Origin of the sequence: Candidatus Protochlamydia amoebophila UWE25 (genome assembly GCF_000011565.2) — a bacterium.
GTDB classification, from domain to species: domain Bacteria; phylum Chlamydiota; class Chlamydiia; order Chlamydiales; family Parachlamydiaceae; genus Protochlamydia; species Protochlamydia amoebophila.
In genome coordinates this window covers 2006614-2025010 of record NC_005861.2, presented here as the reverse complement: position 1 = coordinate 2025010, position 18397 = coordinate 2006614, and the positions used below count along the sequence as shown (strand labels likewise).

Here is an 18397-nt window from a genome sequence, read left to right as displayed (position 1 = left end):
TTAGCTAAAAAAAGAAACGGGAAGAGTAACTTTAACGCTTGCTGATACGATTATTTTTTTGAAATCATTTGCAAATAAATCAATGCTTTCGATCTCAAAAATTTGGTCATCAATACGTATTATTAGAATATGTGTAATTCAAAACAGGCTTTGGTCTTAATTTTTTTTGGCTTATTTAGCTTTCAAAGACAAAAAACAAGCAAGAATAAAAGTTTTATTAGTTCTAGCGAAAGTGGTGGGGGTCATTATGAACGCAGTGGATTTTTATTGCGGTCAATACTTAGTCAATCCAGTCAATCAATTGATACTAAGTCCCTTTCCAACTGAGCTTAATAAACCTCTGTTGGTAAGACTGTCAATGCTTTATCATGCGACTGTGGTGTTAGTTAATTCACAAATGACTTCAATCTTTTACTTCTTACTTGGTAGAGTCAATAATTTTATTTCGTGTGCATGTTCTGAACGAAATACAGCTTTAGCGGTGAAAATTTTGGCCAGTCAAAAAAATGCTCGAGCTCAAAATTATTTAGGTTACTTATATGAGTCAGGCAAGGGAGTTAAACAAAATAACGAAAAAGCTTTTTATTACTATCGATTAGCTGCCCATCAAAATATTACGAACGCGCAACTTAAAATTGGTCTGATGTATTTAGAAGGAAAGGGAATTACACAATCGGATGAGCAACAAGCCGTTTTTTATTTAAAACTCGCTAGTGATAATGGTTCTTTAGAGGCGAGATATCGACTTTCGTTGCTATATTTAAGCGGGCATGGAGTTGAAAAAAATGAAAAGAAGGCTTTACAGCTTTGTCAGTCTGCCGCTAATAATGGATACATGTTGGCTCAATTTAAACTTGCCAAGAGTTATGAATATGGCTTAAATGGTGTCTCTAAAAATCAGCAAAAAGCTGCAGAATATTATAAAGGAGCTGCAGATCAGGGGCATCTTGAAGCAAAACATCGTTATGGCATTTTCTGTTGTTTAGGACAAGGTTGTTCACAAAATAATCAAGAGGCAATTAAATATTTGCAGTCTGCCTATGATTTAGGATATTTAGGATCTAAAATTTACCTTGATAAAATTCTCAGTTATGAGAATAGACTGAGAATATATCATTATTGGAATATGAGAGAATAAGATTAAATGGACTATCGAACAGAAAAAGACACCTTAGGAGAAGTTAGAGTTTCTGCAGACTGTTATTATGGAGCTCAAACGAAGCGTTCCTACGATAATTTTTCGATTGGAATAGAAAAAATGCCTAAGGAAGTAATTCATGCGCTTGCTCTAATCAAGAAAGCGGCCGCCTTAACTAACGAACAGCTTGGTTTATTACCAAAAAATAAACAACTCGTGATTTGTGAAGTTTGCGACGAAATTTTATCTGGCTGCTTAGATGATCAATTTCCGTTATCTGTTTGGCAGACAGGGTCTGGAACGCAAACAAACATGAACCTCAATGAAGTGATTAGTAATAGGGCCATTGAAAAGCTGGGTGGGGTGCTTGGTTCTAAATATCCGATCCATCCCAATGATGATGTCAACTTATCTCAATCGTCTAATGATGTGTTTCCTTCAGCCATGCATATTGCGGTGATGTTTGATATATCTAAGAAGTTGTTACCAAGTTTAAGAGAACTAAAAGAAACTTTAGAAGCGAAAGTTGAAGCTTTTAAAGATATTGTAAAAATTGGGCGTACGCATTTAATGGATGCGACCCCTTTAACACTTGGACAAGAATTTTCGGGGTATGTCAGCCAAATAGAGCATGGAATACAAGCTCTAAAAAATACGTTTGCGCATCTTTCTGAATTGGCCTTGGGAGCAACTGCTGTGGGAACGGGAATGAATACGCATCCCAACTACGCAAAATTAGTGGCTGAAAAAATTAGTGAGTTGTCCGGATTTAATTTTGTTTCTGCCAGGAATAAATTTGAGTCGCTCGCGACTAATGACGCTCTTGTAGAAGTTAGCGGGGCTTTAAAAAGGGTGGCCGTTTCAGTGTTTAAAATTGCCAATGATATTCGGTGGCTTTCTTCAGGCCCTAGATGTGCCATAGGAGAAATCGTTATTCCTGCTAATGAACCAGGCTCATCGATTATGCCAGGAAAAGTTAATCCTACACAAAGTGAAGCCTTAATGATGATTGCCATTCAAGTAATGGGGAATGATGGGATCATTGGTTTTGCAGGTTCGCAAGGCAATCTAGAATTGAATGTTTTTCGCCCTCTTATTATTTATAACTTAATTCAATCTATTCGATTATTGAGCGATGCTATTTCTAATTTTAACCAAAAATGTGTTGTCGGAATAGAGGCTAACCAAACAAGAATTGCAGAACATCTGAATCGTTCCTTAATGTTAGCAACTGCTCTTAATCATGCAATTGGTTATGATCGTGCAAGTCAAATTGTAAAAAAAGCATACTTAGAAAATATAACATTAAAAGAAGCTGCACTAGCTTTAGCCTTTTTAACCGAAGATGAATTTGATCAGATTATGGATCCTAAAAAAATGATTGGGCCAATGACTTAATATTTTGCTGATTTTGATTTGTTAAATGTTTCTTGTTCTTTTTTTGTGTTTTCAGTGGAAAAATCAAAAGAGATTAAGTCTACCCATAGGGGATGCGTCCAGCTTTCTAAAAGGCATTCATCACCGATCAAATCAATTTTATAGGTGGCAATTCCCCCCGAAAAACAAAATTTTTCATTTAATAAATGATAAAGATAAGTTCCCGATGATTTCGTTAATTGCAAATAAATATTTTCTTCTCTGCGGTTGCGGAATCGTATAGCAAGATGTAGGTAAAACTCTCGAAAATTTTGATCTTGTTTAAGCATGTGCCATTGAATTAAAATTGTTTGACCAATCGTGGGGTTTTCTTTATGAGGATCAGGGGTATATACATGGTAACTTGCTAATTGTTCGCGATTTACATAATGAGTTTGTACGTTCAATCGTTGAAGGCTACAGCTAGTCGGACAAAGAAAGCAGATGATAGCTATTAAGATTTTTAAGGAGCTTTTTATTAAAGCGTTTTTTAACTTTTTAGCTTTGTACATATCATCGAACTAAAAAGAGATTCTGAAGACAAAGATAACTTCTTACTCGGATTAAGATTTTCTTGCAATTGATGAGCACCCCATTCAATGAGTGTTTGAGTTGAATTCCAATCTAAGCAAGAATCCGTAATCGAAACACCATAACGAAGCTCTTGTGGATTGAAATGAAAAGGTTGATTGCCGGCATAAAGGTGACTTTCTATCATTAAACCTTTAATAAAGGAATTTCCTGCCAGTACTTGATCGATAATGGATTGAAAAACAATTGGTTGTTTTTCATGTTTTTTATTTGAATTATGATGAGAACAATCGATCAACACTCTTTCTGGCAAGTTTGCATGGGATAACCTTGCAAGCGCTTCAGATATCGAATGAGAGTCAAAATTGGTTTTTGTTTCCCCACCTCTTAAAACAATGTGAGTATCGAGATTTCCTTTAGATTGCGTTGCAATTGGCCATCCATTTTCGTGTAAAGCCATGTAAGCATGGGGTTGAGAAGCCGCATAGGCTCCTTGAACAGCAGCTGAAATATTACCAGCAATTCCATTTTTAAAGCCTATCGGAATTTGCAAATTCGAAGCAAATTGCCTGTGGATTTGTGAAGAGGAAGTTCTCGCTCCAATCGACCCCCAAGAAATTAAATCTTCATAATAATAAGCGGTTAAAGGATCTAAAAATTCGGTTGCGGCAGGGATTCGCAAATCGCAAAGCTCTAGCAACAATTCTCTTGTCTTTTTGATTCCGAGTAAAAGTTGATTGGAACCGTCTAAAAGTGGATCATACAAAAATCCTTTCCAGCCCGTTGCTGTTCTCGCTTTTTCACAATAGACACGCATTAAAATGAAAAAATGAGACGAAAGAGATTCTGCTAAGCATTTTAATCTAAATGCAAATTCCTTAGCAGAATGAAAATCATGGATTGAGCAGGGCCCTACAATCAATAACAATCGCTTATCAGTACCATTTAAAATAGATTTTACAGTTTCTCGACAATCTTCAATGAAATTATCTTGAGATGCGCTTGCCGGAAATTGGCTTTTTAATTCTTTATATGAGGGGAGAAGTTCCATGTTAGTCCATTATTCTGATTAGTCCGGAGTCTAACAAAGATTGACATTTTCGTGAATCAATCTAACTGAAGTTTTGGGTTTATTTTTTCAAAATTACCAATAGTAATTATGAAAAAATGGTGAAGTTTAATATAGTTATGTTGTTGATTTTCTAATTAGTTTATGAGTTTTATTAAATAAACTAAGAATTCTAAATTTCTACATAATTGATTTATGTCCTTGATGAAGAAACAAGAAAATGCCATGATCTTGCCCAATTTTGCGTTAATTTTTTTTGCGGGAAATAAGAAAATGGTTATTTCAAGCTGCTTAAAAACAGTTTTTATACTTACCCTTATTATCTAAGCTTTAAAATATTGGGTCTAACCAATTAGGTCTTACTTACAAAGACTAAATTATTTGTTAGTATCCTAACTAATTTACGATCGGGAACCTCATTTGATGGGTAAATAATGGAACAAGTGGATCAATTCTTAAGCGAACTTAGAAATTGGATTTGGGGATTGCCTTTGCTCATGCTATTGCTTGGCACTGGGGCTTATTTAACTATTCTTTTGAAAGGAGTGCAATTTCGTTATCTTGGGTATGCATTTAAGCAGGTCATTGCTAAGCAAAAACAAGACTCGCAAGGAGATATTAGCCATTTTCAAGCTTTAATGACCTCCTTAGCCGGGGCTATTGGAACAGGAACAATTGTTGGGGTGGCGACAGCGATTACAATTGGAGGTTTAGGAGCTATTTTTTGGATGTGGGTAACAGCATTTTTAAGTATGGCGACTAAATATGCAGAGTCTTTGCTAGCCGTGAAATATCGTGAGCAAGATAGCCGAGGAGAAATGTCTGGGGGACCCATGCAATATATTGAAAAAGGTTTGGGATGGAAATGGATGGCATGGATTTTCGCTGTTTTAGGAATGATTGCAGCCATGAGTACGGGAAATCTTGTTCAAACAAATTCAATTGCTGAAGCTGTGAATCATGTATGGAATATTGAACCTTGGACTACAGGAGTTGTATTGTGTTTTTTAACAGCAGCTGTGATCATTGGTGGAGTTAAAAGTATTGGGAATGTTGCAAGTGTTTTAGTCCCTGGAATGGCAATCATTTACATTTTAGCTGCTCTTTATATTCTAGTTGTTAATTATTCTTCAATTCCTCATGCATTTATGTTGATTTTTCATAGTGCTTTAAATGGTCAAGCTGCAGTTGGTGGCTTCCTCGGTTCTACAATGATATTGGCTTTACAGATGGGTGTAGCAAGAAGTGTATTTTCTAATGAAGCAGGACTTGGAATATCTTCTATAGCTGCAGCAGCAGCCAAGACAGATAGTCCTGGACGTCAGGCAATGGTGACAATGACTGGTGCATTAATTTCGACTGTCATCGTTTGTACGATGACAGGCCTTGTCCTCGCTGTATCAAAACTAGTTGGTTCTTATTCACAGTCGGGTCAACTGTTAAATGGAGCTTCTCTAGCGATTGCTGCGTTTAATACTCACATTCAAGGTGGTGAATACCTTGTAACGATCGGTCTTGTTTTATTTGCGTATACCACGGTTCTTGCCTGGTCTTATTACGGAGAAAAATGTTGTGAATATTTATTTGGGGAAAGTTCGGTTTTTAGCTATCGCATCTTATTCGCTTTAATGGTTATTCCGGGAGCAGCATTAAAAATGGAGACTGCTTGGTTTTTAGCAGATATCAGTAACGGATTGATGGTGATTCCAAATTTAATTGCTTTAATCGCTTTATCTAAAGTTATTAAAAAAGAAACCAAAGATTTTTTAATTGTGGTGGATCGTGAAAAAGAAAAAAGGGAAAATTCCAGTGGTCTAGGAGATACATAAAATGCCTGCTAATATAATGACAAGTATCATGAATAGTTTAGATATAATTTATAGCTGGATATGGGGGGCTCCTCTTCTCGTGCTTTTAACTGGATTGGGAATTTATTTGACCATCACCTTACGAGGATTACAATTTCGTTATTTAGGTTATGCACTTCGATTAGTCTTTGGTTCTCAAAAAGCCCACCCAGAAGCAGAAGGACAAGGAGATATCAGCCACTTCCAATCGTTGATGACAGCCTTAGCTGCTACAATTGGAATTGGAAATATTGCGGGTGTTGCAACAGCCATTACAGTCGGTGGACTAGGAGCTCTTTTTTGGATGTGGGTGACTGCTTTATTGGGAATGGCGACGAAATATGCAGAAGCTATTTTAGCGGTAAAATATCGTGTTACTGACGAGCATGGAGAAATGTGTGGTGGGCCCATGTATTTTATCGAATCGGGTTTAGGTTGGAAATGGTTGGCTTGTTCATTTGCTTTTTTTGGAGCAGTCGCTGCTTTGGGTGGAGGAAACATGTTGCAAGCTAACTCTGTAGCAGATGTTATGCGTACGATGTTTCATGTAAATCCTTGGTGGTCTGGTCTAATTATTGCAGCATTGACAGGCTTTACCATTGTGGGAGGAATTAAAAGTATTGGAAAAGTCGCTGGTTTATTAGTTCCGTTCATGGCTCTTTTTTATATTGCGGGAGCAAGTATTATTTTGGCGTATCACTACGATCGTATCTTTGATGTCATTGTTGCTATCATTACCCATGCGTTTACGGGTCAAGCTGCATTTGGTGGTTTCTTAGGTTCAACAATGCTATTAGCACTTCGAGTCGGGGTGAGTAGAGGATTAATGACAAGTGAGGCTGGACTAGGAACAGCATCAATTGCCGCAGCTGCAGCAAAAACAGATCTTCCAGGTCGCCAAGCCTTAGTTTCCATGACAGGCTCTTTTTTAGCGACTATTATTATGTGCTCCGTGACAGGCCTTGTACTTGGCGTGACCGGTGTATTTGGTTCGCTAGATGAGCAAGGAAAATTGCTTAATGGCGCTTCTATGACTGTTGCAGCCTTTAACTCTATTTTTACTGGTGGGGGGTATATTGTAACAATTGGATTAGTCCTTTTTGCTTTTACAACGTTGCTTGGTTGGGCTTATTACGGTGAAAAATGTGTTGAATATCTTTTTGGTATTAAGTCTGTCCCCATTTATCGAGTTTTATTTACTTTAATGATTATTCCAGGAGCTGTTTTAGAACTAGATATTGTTTGGAAAATTTCTGATGTTTTCAACGGATTAATGGCTTTTCCAAATTTAATTGGATTGTGTGCACTTTCGAGTGTTGTCATTTCAGAAACAAAGTTATTTTTGAATGTCTTAAAAGCTGAAAGAGAAGCTGAGAATTAGGCTAAGCTTATTTCTAAATAAAAACCTAGTAGAAATTTCAGGTGAGTTAAAAAATAATTTGTTAGATGCCGCTTGGATGCTTTGTTAATAAGTTTTTGAAGTTTCAATCATTTCAAATTGACGAAAAAAATTAAAAAACCCGCTTAATTTTTTTATTATTGCGACATAACTGTCTTCTAATAAGAATAGTCATTCTATTTTATTGGCAAGTAAATGCAAATGCGTTAATTTTAAAAAATTCTTTAGTAGTCTTGCTGTCTAGCAAGCAGTTTTGCAAAATTTAACACTTACAACTTGTATTCAACTTTATACAATTCAAAAATTGAGCAGTCCTATTGCCTATATTAATCGTGATGCTCTTGTGAAAGCGAAAGAATAGAAATTCTCAAGCTTGTACATACATATACAACCAAAGTTTGAAATATGGTAAATCCTATAGCAAATCCTGCACAAGTTCTTCCTGTGCTTCCTACAGAACCCCACCAACCCTTAAGTATACGACGCTTATCCACAACACGCATTGTAAAGATGTTGACGACTGAAGAAAATGAGCATCTTCACACTTTGACCCCTCAAAAAAGACTTAGCCATCTATGTTGTAAAATCATGAGGCTAGCCAATGCAAGGCTACAAAAAAAAGGGATTACTCCCAAATCTATAGGCGACGAGATTGAACACCGGGGTCTTTTTGAACTAGTTATAGAAAAACAAGATGTCGGAGAAGGCTTCAGTCTTCTTTACTATACAAGACAAATCTCAACTCTGTCAAAATTAGCGCAGTCTCTTTTAAAGCTAGGAGGTGAAGCATCCAAAATGCAGTCTTCTCGAGTTGAAATGATCGGTTTTCTTTTTCGACAACACATATATAGCACCTCTAATAAAAAACAAAAAAAGGAGGATATCTATGCCCTTACCACAAGCGATGCCTGGCGTGAAATTTCACATCTGACAGAATTTGAGTTTCCTCAGGCAATTCTCATGCGCCTTTTAGAAAACAAAGTGCATCATGTTGTCTATCAGCCCCTTGTTGGAAATGCTCTAAGAAATGAAAAAGACTTCAAAGAGGGGGAAGAACTCCATATCACTCGTTATTTTGATAAATTTATTACCCAGTTGACTTCACGCGTTCGGCCACAAGCATCGCTGTACTGCCTCAAGTCTTTTTGCAATAAGGGAGAGAAAATTCCAAAAAATGCAACGCAAGTTAAAATTGAACTAGGAGCTGTCCGCTTTCAAAAGCAATTTGCCCTTGCAGATTATCCCTCGCTTCTTGACCATCTTTCTAAAATTCATCATGGACAAAAGACATATCTTGTTAAAGTAGGAGAAAAACAAAAAATTCTTGGGAAGGGTGAAGAGGAAAAAGATCATATAGATCTTGCTTTTTGGAAGTATTTAAAACCAGTAGACCCTTCAGAAAAGGCAGCTCTTGAGCAGTTAATGGATCAATCAATTTGGAAAGCTTTCCAGGAGGGGATATCGCTTCCTCTTTTTTTCGCTCATCGATTAGTCAAAGACTATGCCACCTCATCCAGTTTCCGGCTTGTTTCTCATTTGATTCCTCAACGCAAACGAAAAGATTGCAAATGGGATTCTGCAAAATCTGCTCAAGAAATACTGCATCTATTACGTGAAGTGGTGCCAAGTTTAGAAAAATGTCAAAATGCTGATGACTTTGCAAAAATTCTCAAAGAAATCAAGATAGAATTCAAAGTACGGGAGAAAATAGAGAAGAGCTCTCTTCGAAAAATGTTTGGTGGGGAAATTAGAATTACAGAAAGCCAAAAAAGCTATTTTCTGGTTGGAGGTCTGTGGCTCTCGCTTTCTCCTGATTACCTACGATGGGTTCGGACAGAGTTTCGTGGACTATTACGGGATTGCCTGCTAAAACCTGGAGACCGTCGAAATCTTACTCATCCTTGGCCAGCTAATGAAGCAATTAAAGAGGCTAAAAAAAATGGAGAGGGTCTCTATGCTGAAGATGTTTATAACCGCTCGTACGCATCTCTTGACAATTACTTAATTGGCGATCGAGTTCTTGTCGAAAAAATTGAGTTATTTGATCTTCTATATATGCTAGATTTTGGAACAACACAAGAAGTGATTCTTTATCATGTCAAAAAAGGCTTTGGACAAGAGACAAGGGATGCCGCCTCTCAAATACGTGTGAGTCTAGCTCTTGTGCATGAATTTCTTAGCGATTCAGCAGCTAAAAAACCGACAAGGCTCGATCAACTTTGTGAAGCTCTGGAAAAGCGTTATCCAAACTGTTTAGAAAAAGTCGGACAAAGACAAGGCCTCATAGACGCTTTTAAGAGAAATCAGCTCACCTATACCTATGCCGTATATGATGACTCTTCTTCAAATCGCTCTCTCTGGGATGAAGTGAATCGAAAAGAGGAGCTCACAGTCGAAGACTTTGAAGCAATAAATGATAAGAAAAAAAATATCTCATCTCAAACTATTGTAGAAAGTCTACAAGCCGCAGGCTTTCTCGCAGCAGATGGTTTACTCACAACAAAATTTCACGGGACAACTAAGAAAGAGTTTAAAGAGATTATTAGCAAGCAGTTGAATTGGACTAAGAGTAAAGCCGATGTTCTTCATAAACGTATTTGTGACTTAGCTGTATCGCCTTATGATTCTCTCATTGCCCGGCTTGAACTGTTGAAACTGCGAAAGCAAGTTGAAAGCAAACAGATCAAATTTAGAATATGCGAAATATCCAAAGCTGGAAATGTTAAAAAAGAGATAGAAAATGAGGAAAGCCGCGGATCAGATGTTTTAAAGATCCCATCTTTACCCGTTGTCAAAGAAATACCTATTTTGACTGAAGGATCGATTTTTACCTACAAAGACGATCGTTTTCAAATCGAAAAGACACTTGGAGATGGCACCTGTGCTTTACATGCTGTTTTTGGTGAACCAAATGCTTCGGGTTATTTTTTTTATCCAGGTGGATCTGAAGTAGCACGTAAGTCTTTTGCTGATGATTTAACAAAGTGTTTAAATAATCCGATGCATCCAAGAAAGAGTGAAGTCAGTTCAGCCTATGAAAAGCTCATTTTAGATTTACTCATAGGTAGGGGAGCTCAAGGAATAAATGGGAAAGTCTTGACAAGTAAACTTAGAGTTTCTGGCAAAGAATATCAACGAAAGTCTAATACATTTGAGAAAAAACGTCAAAAAGCTGTGCAAGATCTGGAATCTGCTTTTTTTAAAACTTTTAATAAAATGCAAAATAAAAATGCTGTGAAATTTCCGAATTTGATGAACATTTTAAATCCTGATCTTAACCCAAAAGAGAAAAATACTTGGGCGCAACTGTATAGAGATAATCCAAAACAACTCAGCGCTGCTTTTGACCAAAAACGTGAAGCGATTCGGCAATTTTTTTGCGCAGATGGCTTTACGAAAGCATATAACGCTCCTGTCAAGTTCTTTAAGGCAATTGAGCAAGCCGAGGATGAATTAGAGAAAATAGAGGAAGAAATTTGCCATCAACCTGAAGTTTTTAACGCCTATCTAGCTTGTATCCAGGATCTCGATTATTGGTTTGAAACGAATGAAATTTGTCTCGCTGGACTTTTACGGGGACAAGCTGTGCGCATTTTTGCACAAACGGGCAATGGTGAGATTACGATTGCAGATGAGGAGTTAATAGAAGGAGGTGGCGATGTACGTCTAATCTTTCATTATGGCAGGCACTTTATGCGATGCACTCCTCTTAAGTAAATTTTTAAAAGGGAAAAAGGGGATAAAATTTTTTTATCCCTCTTTCCCTCTAGATAATCTCCGCAGAATACTTATGGAAGAGTCATTAACTTTTCTTTAATTTCTCGTAGTTCTTGTTCAGTTTGAGAAAGTTGCTGATTTTGCTTTTCAGTTAAATGAGCGGGTGCTCGTCTGACAAAATCTGTATTAGAAAGCTGGTTTTTTAATTTCTCTAGAGAAATTTCTAATTTTTCTTGCTCTTTGTTTAAACGTGTTTTTTCTTGTTTGAGGAGCTCTTCTGGAAGAGGAAGTTGAATTTTTAAAGCATGATAAACTCCTGTGCAAGCAAAACCTATTTTTGGTTCTTCTGTTTCGACTAGAATTCGTCGTGTTTTGACAAGAGCAGAGATCATCGTAATATGTTCCCGAGCAGATTGCCATTCGGGATCATCTGCTTGCCCAATGATATAGACATCAGTTGCCGTCCCTGGAGATAACTTCATTTCACCACGAATATTACGAATGGTATAAACAATTTGTTCCATCAAAGCAAAAACAGCTTCGACTTTTTGATTTTTTTCTCCTATCCTTACAGGATAAGGAGCAACAAGGCAGGCTGAGCTCTGTAAAGCTTGAATACATTCTTTTGTATAAGGATCTGCATTGGTTAGTGCTTCAACACCTTCTAATCGCTCTTTAAGTATGTGAAAAAGCTCTTCAGTAATAAACGGGGCCATGGGATGAATCAAACGAATAGCTTGACAAAGAACGATGACAAGAAGTTTTTGTTTGTTCGTTCTTTCTTGCGCAGTTCCTATTTTACCAAACAAAATGGGTTTGGCGATCTCTACGTAATAAGCACAAAACTCTTTCCAAAAGAAATCGTAAGCTTCAATTGCTGCTTGATCAAACTGATAATGATTTAAATGAACGTTAACACTTTCGACTGTTCGATTTAGAACAGAAAGAATCCATCGATCTTCTAAAGTAAATAAAGCTTCATCTAAGCCTTGAGAAAAACCTTGCGAGGTTAAAGACATGGTTCTATTTTGCTCATTCCCATCTAAATTCATGAGAACAAAGCGCGCTCCATTCCAAATTTTATTTGTAAAATTTTTAAATTCTTCGAAACGCCTTCGATCTAAATCAATTTGACGAGCTTGGGTTGCGCTCGCACAAAGTGCCATGCGCACAGCATCAGTCCCAAATTGATCGATCATTTCCAAAGGATCTATAATGTTTCCTTTTGATTTAGACATTTTTTCCCATTTGGAGAAAACCTCTTTAGGGATGGGTTTTCCCATATCAAAATCAGAACGCTCTTGTTCATTGACGTATAAAATTCCTCCATTAGACTCTTGTCGCCAATAAGATTTACCATAAATCAGCCCGAGCAAATATGTTTCGGGGAAAGGTGGTTGATCCAGGGCATAATCACCCATCAAAATCATTCTGGCCACCCAGAAAAATAAAATATCGTGTCCAGTGACAAGAACAGAAGTGGGATAAAATTTTGCGAGTTCCGATGTTTGTTCCGGCCAACCAAGCGTCGAGAAAGGCCATAAAGCTGAAGAAAACCAGGTATCTAAAACATCTGAATCTTGAATCCATTCCTCTGGAGCATTTTTCACTTCATCAGGTAAATCAGAGCCAGCATAACAAATTAACCGATTCGAATCTTCTTTGTGATACCAAATAGGAATTCGATGACCCCACCAAAGTTGTCGACTAATGCACCAATCGCGTAAGTTGTCAATCCAATGAAAATATGTACTTTCCCAATGAGAGGGGATTAATTTAACTTGGCCATTTTGAACAACTTCCCGAAGCTTTTTAGAGAATCCATCCATTTTCACAAACCATTGTTTAGAAAGGTAGGGTTCAATAATGGCTTTAGATCGATAAGAAATTCCCACGCGATTGAGATGAGGTTCTACTTTTTCTAGGAGTCCTTTTTCTTTCATTTCAGAAACAACAGCATGTCGGGCTTCTGTCATACTTAATCCTTGAAAATGCCCCCCATTTTCATTGATTTTGCCATCTGGAGTCATGATGTTGATAAACGGTAGCCGATGACTAAGACCTATTTGATAATCATTGGGATCATGAGCGGGAGTGATCTTGACAACTCCTGTTCCAAAAGAAGGATCGACATGGTGATCTGCAATAATAGGAATTAAGCGATTCATTAAAGGGAGTCTAATTTCTTTTCCGATAAGGTGCTTAAACCTTTCATCATTAGGAGAAACAGCGACAGCGGTATCTCCTAGCATAGTTTCTGGTCGCGTCGTGGCAATGGAAATAAATTCAGATTCATCTCTCAATGGATACTTAAAATACCAAAGGAAAGATTGCTTATCTTCATATTCAACTTCATCATCTGCCAAAGCTGTTTGAGTATGAGGATCCCAATTGACAAGATAATCTCCACGATAAATAAGACCATCGTCGAACAATTTCTTAAACATTGTTCGAACCGCCAAACTATTGTTTTCATCCATCGTAAAACGAAGACGGGTCCAATCGCAAGAGTTTCCGAGTCTTTTTAATTGCTCAATAATCCGATTTTCGCTCTTTTCTTTCCATGTCCACACATGTTTTAAGAATTCTTCGCGTGTATAATCTGTTCGTTTTTTTCCCTCAGTTTTGATGAGGTGCCTTTCTACAACCATTTGGGTGGCAATTCCTGCATGGTCTGTTCCTGGAACCCATAAGGTTTCGAAACCAAGCATTCTTTTCCAACGAATTAAAATATCTTGAACTGTGTTGACTAAAGCATGTCCCATATGAAGAACGCCAGTGACATTAGGAGGAGGAATGACAATACAGTAAGTAGGTTTGTTCGATAGAGGATTAGCTGTAAAATATCGTTTTGCATCCCAAAATTGGTACCATTTCTCATCGATCTTTTTTGCTTCATAGGCTTTAGGTAATTCGGTCATGATTCTCCTTAATCTTAACTCTCTTTTGCTTCGACAAAGTAGGTTTTTAGCTTTGCTTTTTGGTTAAAAAACAAGACATAGGTTTAGCACTATATCATTTATCAGAATTTATCTCTAAGGTTGCATAGATTATCAATAATGAATCGAAACAAAATTTAATCATGTTAAGTTAAACATAAAAATAAAAGTAACTTGTTTCCAGGTTAATGAATGTACAGCTTAGGAACAGACTAACTTAGCAATGATGGCTAATTTATAGGCTTTGTCCACTTCCACTTAGAAAAACGAGAGTGAGCTGCTAATAAGCTCCTAATTTTTGCAAAAAAAGAAGCAGTATAGTGACTCAGAAAAGAGCAGTCATTGTAAAATAGTGGGAAAGAGGGCGGTAGAAGTTAGGAATTTCGTGGAAAGATAAGTATTGTAGGAAGAATTTGTATCTGAAAATTTAAAATATGGGCAGTAATTAGGCTGAGTAAATTTTTTTAACTGCACCGCATTCTCAAAAAGCATACAAACCTGAATTTTGGGTTTTTAGGCAGCTATTAACAACAAATGATGCTGCCCTGCTAAGTTTATTGATGGCTTTTTGGGTTAGTGAGGATAAGCAACAATCCCAGCTAATCGATTAATTAAAAAATTTCCGGCATTTCTGTGGCGTGTCTATTCAATTTGAGAAATATTTTTTAGTTGATCATTGACCGTTTCAATAATAGCTCGTTTTCTAAGAATTTTGTCTGTCAACTTCATCAGCTATGCATCCTATTCGGCCTTTAATCAATAGTTCAAGACCTTGTTTCAAAAGCCTCTTTGAAAGCTCTTTCAAAATACCCCCCTTAGCACCAAATAGTTTCCCAAAAATCCCTTTCGACAAGGTTTCGGCAATAGAGACATCAGCAATATGTCTAGTTAAGCTGAAAAGCTAAAATTTCTCCTTTCTCATTGATCATGAGATGCAATTTAAACCCGAAAATCCACCCTGAAGTTGTTTTTCTCCCTCTTTGCCAAATCTTTAAAGATCTTGTTTCTTTTTATGCGTTTATTGTGGCAAACATCTATCGATGGAAAATCAATAAAAGTAATTCCTGTGATTTCTCCTCTTTTGTCCAAAAGATAAGCAAATAGAGAAACAAAAAGTTTCTTTTTTAAATAGACAAAGCGGCTAGTACTCATTAAGTTTGGAAATTCTTTACCTAAGCAGTTGGTAACATACCCATAAAAGGCTTAAATGTTCGATTATTTGATTGATGAAATAAAATAACAATTGTCATTCTCTCTGGTATCAATCATTTAGGCTGAGGTCCTCGCTTTGTTTTGCCATGATTAATTAACTGTTTATGCCATTTCTGCTCAAAAGACTTCCAAAAATCATCTAGGCAACAATATCATTTGATTAAATCCATTTTGACCTCTGATGTCCTATTAAACATTAGTTTTGGAAAACAAATTTTTTAAATCATACAGAGTTCTTTTGCCATTTAAATTTTATTCTTTTTATTCATTATCAAAAGGGGAAATCTAAAATTCAGGTTAATAAAAAAAGAGCTTTGTAAGCTCATCATTTTGTATCAAAAAGCGAAAGTCTGCGAGCTTTATAATACATTGTTATAAAAATTCCAAAAGCCAAACTATTTCTACCTTTTTTTTATCTTTTTAACTTAGCAATTAAAAACCGCAGTTAAATAGATGTAATTTGACCAAACAATTGCCATTTATTTAACATTTTATAAAAAAAAGGTTGATAAAAAAAAGGAAAAGTTTTTGTATTGCTTCTATAGATATCCTTTGATAACTATGAATAAGCAGATATATAAACAACTAATTTTCTAAATTAAATTTAAATTTTTATTGTTTATCAAGTTTAAGTAATTTAAAGCGTGACAAAACACGTCTTTTATCTCATTTTAGATAAATGTTTTATTTTAAATTTTATAGGAGTGTTAAATATGTCAATAAATTTAAATTCTTCAATGTGTAATTCCGTTTATCCCGTATTAGATCAACCGACATTGAATCAAACAACATTGAATCAACCAAAAGAAAAAGTGTGTGAAGAAGTTGTGTTGAAAATAACTAACTGTTCTCATACTCCTGAGAATAAGCCTTGTGTTATAGGCGAGAATAAACTTCCTGTTGAAGATGGGGTGAATTTTAGATCTTTTAATTGTCCTATTACCCTTTACCCATTTACAGATCCTGTTGTAGATGAATGTGGCCATACATTTGAACGAGAAGCAATTATGGAAATTTATAACAGAGCAATTGCAGAAGGAACTTCATTTACGTGTCCTTTGAATCCTAGTAAAATTCTCGACGTTAGCAAACTTATTAAAAATTATAATTTAGCTGGTGCTAAAGAAGAAGTGGACGAATTTACTAAAAAACATACTTCTGAAAAAAAGACCTCCCTTGAGTTAATGAAAGAACTTATGCAAGAGCATACACTAGAAAGGCGAGAGTATAAAACAGAAATGCAAAAATTAATAAGCAGGCATGAACGATTTTTAGAAGATTTTAGGCCCCTTGCACGCGATACAGAAGAATCTTTAAATACAAGTGCTAATATTTTAAACCAATGTTCTATTCTTAAGGATAAAAACGTCATTTTGGAGAAAAAAGTTAAGAATTTTGAGACAATGAGTGTAGCAGATAGACTATTTTCATACCTTTTTCCTCGTTATAACGAAGCTATTTCCACGAGAAATATAACGCTTGAAGAACAAGAGCTTCTTAATAAATCTACGATAACTAATACAGAAATTGAGGCTGAAGGAAGAAAGTTAAAAAACCTAAAAAATAAGATAGAAAAATATTATCCATCAGTAGAGACAAAATAAAACTTTTTGTTTTGGTTAATCTAAATTTGAAAATAATTTCTTTCAAATTTAGATTAACTCAATCTTGTCCAAACTTTGCTCAGTTAGCTATAAATCATTATTAGTTCATTTTCATTTAAGAATCTTTATTGATACAAATTCACACAACCATAAATAATTTAGGGCAATTACTTCAATTTTAGTAAAGCGAGCAAAAAATGTTTTTTATGTCATTTTATAAAAATACTTAATTTTAAAATTTAGCGAAGTATTACATATGCCAACGCATTTAAAATTATTTAGTCAGCCCTTAAGCTTATTTTACAGCAAATTATAAAGAAATTTTCCAATTCATTCTGTTACTAGTGCGCAAAAAAAGTGGACAGGGACACCCAGTACTATTGATTCCCCTCAAGAATGTAATTCAATTACAAACTCATACTTTTATTAATTTTTATCATTTCTTGTTTAAAAAAGTATTTGCTAGCGAATTCTGCTGGGTCGAATACTCAAGCAGGCTATGCGGCCGCTCTTTATTGTATTCAACCCTCCAAGCTTCTATGATTTCTTGTGCCTCCTGTAAGTCTAAAAATAAATTTTGATTTAAACATTTTTGTCTGATTTTTCCATTGAAACTTTCAATGTTGCCATCCTTTATTGGCTTCCCAGGTGGAATACAATTCAGTTCAAGCCTTTTTCTTTGGCCCATTTTTGAAGTATACTCAGGGTCATTGTCTACTCTTATGCTTTCTGGCATTCTTTTTATCAAGCTCAAACGATCCAAACCCCCAATCACTCAGTAGCTTGGCATAGAGCTTCCCTCTAAAATCGCTGGGTATTCTCTTGAAAAAATATCTATAATATTCAGCATTCGGATTTTCTTGCCTGAAGCCAACTGTCAGACGTAAGATCCATTGCCTATTTTCAATTTGAGCAGTGACCTTTTTCAAAGGAGGTTTTCTCAATCGATTGGCAAACTTCTTCTTAACTCTTCTTTTTAAACTTAACGACTCTTCGACTTATAGGCGATAAACATTTTTATGATTTACCGAGCATCCTTCTCTTTTAAGAAGAGCGGAGATTCTTCTATAGCCATAGCTTTTATGCTTTAAAGAAATCTGAAAAATACGCTCTTTTAAGTCTTTGTTCTCTCGAGCATGACTTTTATGCATGGTCGATCGCACTACTTTGATGAGTTCACAGCCTCTTCTTTCGCTTATCTCAAAATGCTTTTTCAGATAACCGGTCGCTTTCCTTTGAGCTTGTGAGCTTACCACTTTTTTTTGAGACAATATAACCTTAAGGGCTCAATTGTTTAATAGCGCTTTCACAAGCATCGCTTTTAGCTTTGCGTCTTCTTCTAAAGCCTTTAGATACTTGGCTTCCGAAACTGTTCATGCCGCCAAATTTAGCTTTCCATTTATAAAAGGTATTGGGTGTCACATTGTAGTTTCGGCAAAGCTTTAGAACTTTATACCAGCTTCCATTTCGCCTAAATTAAAAATAATTTGCTCTTCGTAAAACCGACTTCTAAACATCTCTTTTG

11 protein-coding genes and 2 pseudogenes are annotated in these 18397 nt (G+C 36.0%); 6 read left to right on the top strand and 7 right to left on the bottom strand.

Annotated elements, in window-relative coordinates:
* Nucleotides 1–247 precede the first annotated feature (247 nt).
* Nucleotides 248–1138, top strand: a complete 891-nt coding sequence (locus PC_RS10110; RefSeq protein WP_181679104.1) for a tetratricopeptide repeat protein — start codon at nucleotides 248–250, stop codon at nucleotides 1136–1138.
* A gap of 6 nt (nucleotides 1139–1144) precedes the next feature.
* Complete coding sequence (fumC, locus tag PC_RS07940) at nucleotides 1145–2536, top strand: class II fumarate hydratase (protein ID WP_011176206.1); 1392 nt, start codon at nucleotides 1145–1147, stop codon at nucleotides 2534–2536.
* Here fumC and PC_RS07935 read toward each other — a convergent pair.
* Together PC_RS07935 and PC_RS07930 are read right to left on the bottom strand one after the other, a co-directional pair.
* Nucleotides 2533–2961 carry a hypothetical protein gene (locus PC_RS07935; RefSeq protein WP_181679103.1) on the bottom strand — a complete coding sequence of 143 codons (429 nt, stop codon included), beginning with the start codon at nucleotides 2959–2961 and terminating at the stop codon, nucleotides 2533–2535. The two genes, fumC and PC_RS07935, sit on opposite strands and share 4 nt — an antisense overlap.
* A gap of 83 nt (nucleotides 2962–3044) precedes the next feature.
* Nucleotides 3045–4136, bottom strand: a complete 1092-nt coding sequence (locus PC_RS07930; RefSeq protein WP_011176204.1) for a 3-deoxy-7-phosphoheptulonate synthase — start codon at nucleotides 4134–4136, stop codon at nucleotides 3045–3047.
* A 452-nt stretch (nucleotides 4137–4588) separates the two neighbouring features.
* On the opposite strand from PC_RS07930, the gene PC_RS07925 reads away from it, so the two are divergent.
* From PC_RS07925 to PC_RS07915, 3 genes are all read left to right on the top strand, one after another.
* Nucleotides 4589–5983, top strand: coding sequence for an alanine/glycine:cation symporter family protein (locus tag PC_RS07925; RefSeq protein WP_181679102.1), 1395 nt, complete (start codon nucleotides 4589–4591; stop codon nucleotides 5981–5983).
* Between the two features lie 16 nt (nucleotides 5984–5999).
* Nucleotides 6000–7382, top strand: a complete 1383-nt coding sequence (locus tag PC_RS07920; RefSeq protein ID WP_052278722.1) for an alanine/glycine:cation symporter family protein — start codon at nucleotides 6000–6002, stop codon at nucleotides 7380–7382.
* Between the two features lie 423 nt (nucleotides 7383–7805).
* Nucleotides 7806–11117 (top strand): hypothetical protein, encoded by a 3312-nt coding sequence (locus PC_RS07915; RefSeq protein ID WP_011176201.1) that lies wholly within the window; start codon nucleotides 7806–7808, stop codon nucleotides 11115–11117.
* Between the two features lie 71 nt (nucleotides 11118–11188).
* On the opposite strand, the gene PC_RS07910 is transcribed toward PC_RS07915, so the two are convergent.
* Entirely contained in the window at nucleotides 11189–14038 is a 2850-nt protein-coding gene (locus PC_RS07910; RefSeq protein ID WP_011176200.1) for a valine--tRNA ligase, read from the bottom strand.
* Nucleotides 14039–14629: 591 nt separating this feature from the next.
* Nucleotides 14630–15438, bottom strand: a pseudogene (locus tag PC_RS11470) (IS982 family transposase).
* Between the two features lie 543 nt (nucleotides 15439–15981).
* On the opposite strand from PC_RS11470, the gene PC_RS07905 reads away from it, so the two are divergent.
* On the top strand, nucleotides 15982–16872 hold the full coding sequence (locus PC_RS07905) for a U-box domain-containing protein (protein ID WP_044045205.1): 891 nt from the start codon (nucleotides 15982–15984) through the stop codon (nucleotides 16870–16872).
* Between the two features lie 436 nt (nucleotides 16873–17308).
* Here PC_RS07905 and PC_RS10105 read toward each other — a convergent pair whose 3' ends face one another.
* The 3 genes and pseudogenes from PC_RS10105 to PC_RS12000 all read right to left on the bottom strand — a co-directional run.
* Nucleotides 17309–17635: an integrase core domain-containing protein gene (locus tag PC_RS10105; RefSeq protein WP_181679101.1), complete on the bottom strand. Its 327-nt coding sequence runs from the start codon at nucleotides 17633–17635 to the stop codon at nucleotides 17309–17311.
* A gap of 235 nt (nucleotides 17636–17870) precedes the next feature.
* The gene (locus PC_RS12005; protein WP_420885546.1) at nucleotides 17871–18023 is read right to left on the bottom strand and encodes an IS3 family transposase; all 153 of its coding nucleotides are present in this window, start codon (nucleotides 18021–18023) and stop codon (nucleotides 17871–17873) included.
* A gap of 127 nt (nucleotides 18024–18150) precedes the next feature.
* A pseudogene (locus PC_RS12000) lies at nucleotides 18151–18315 on the bottom strand (transposase); the annotation flags it as partial.
* Nucleotides 18316–18397 lie beyond the last annotated feature (82 nt).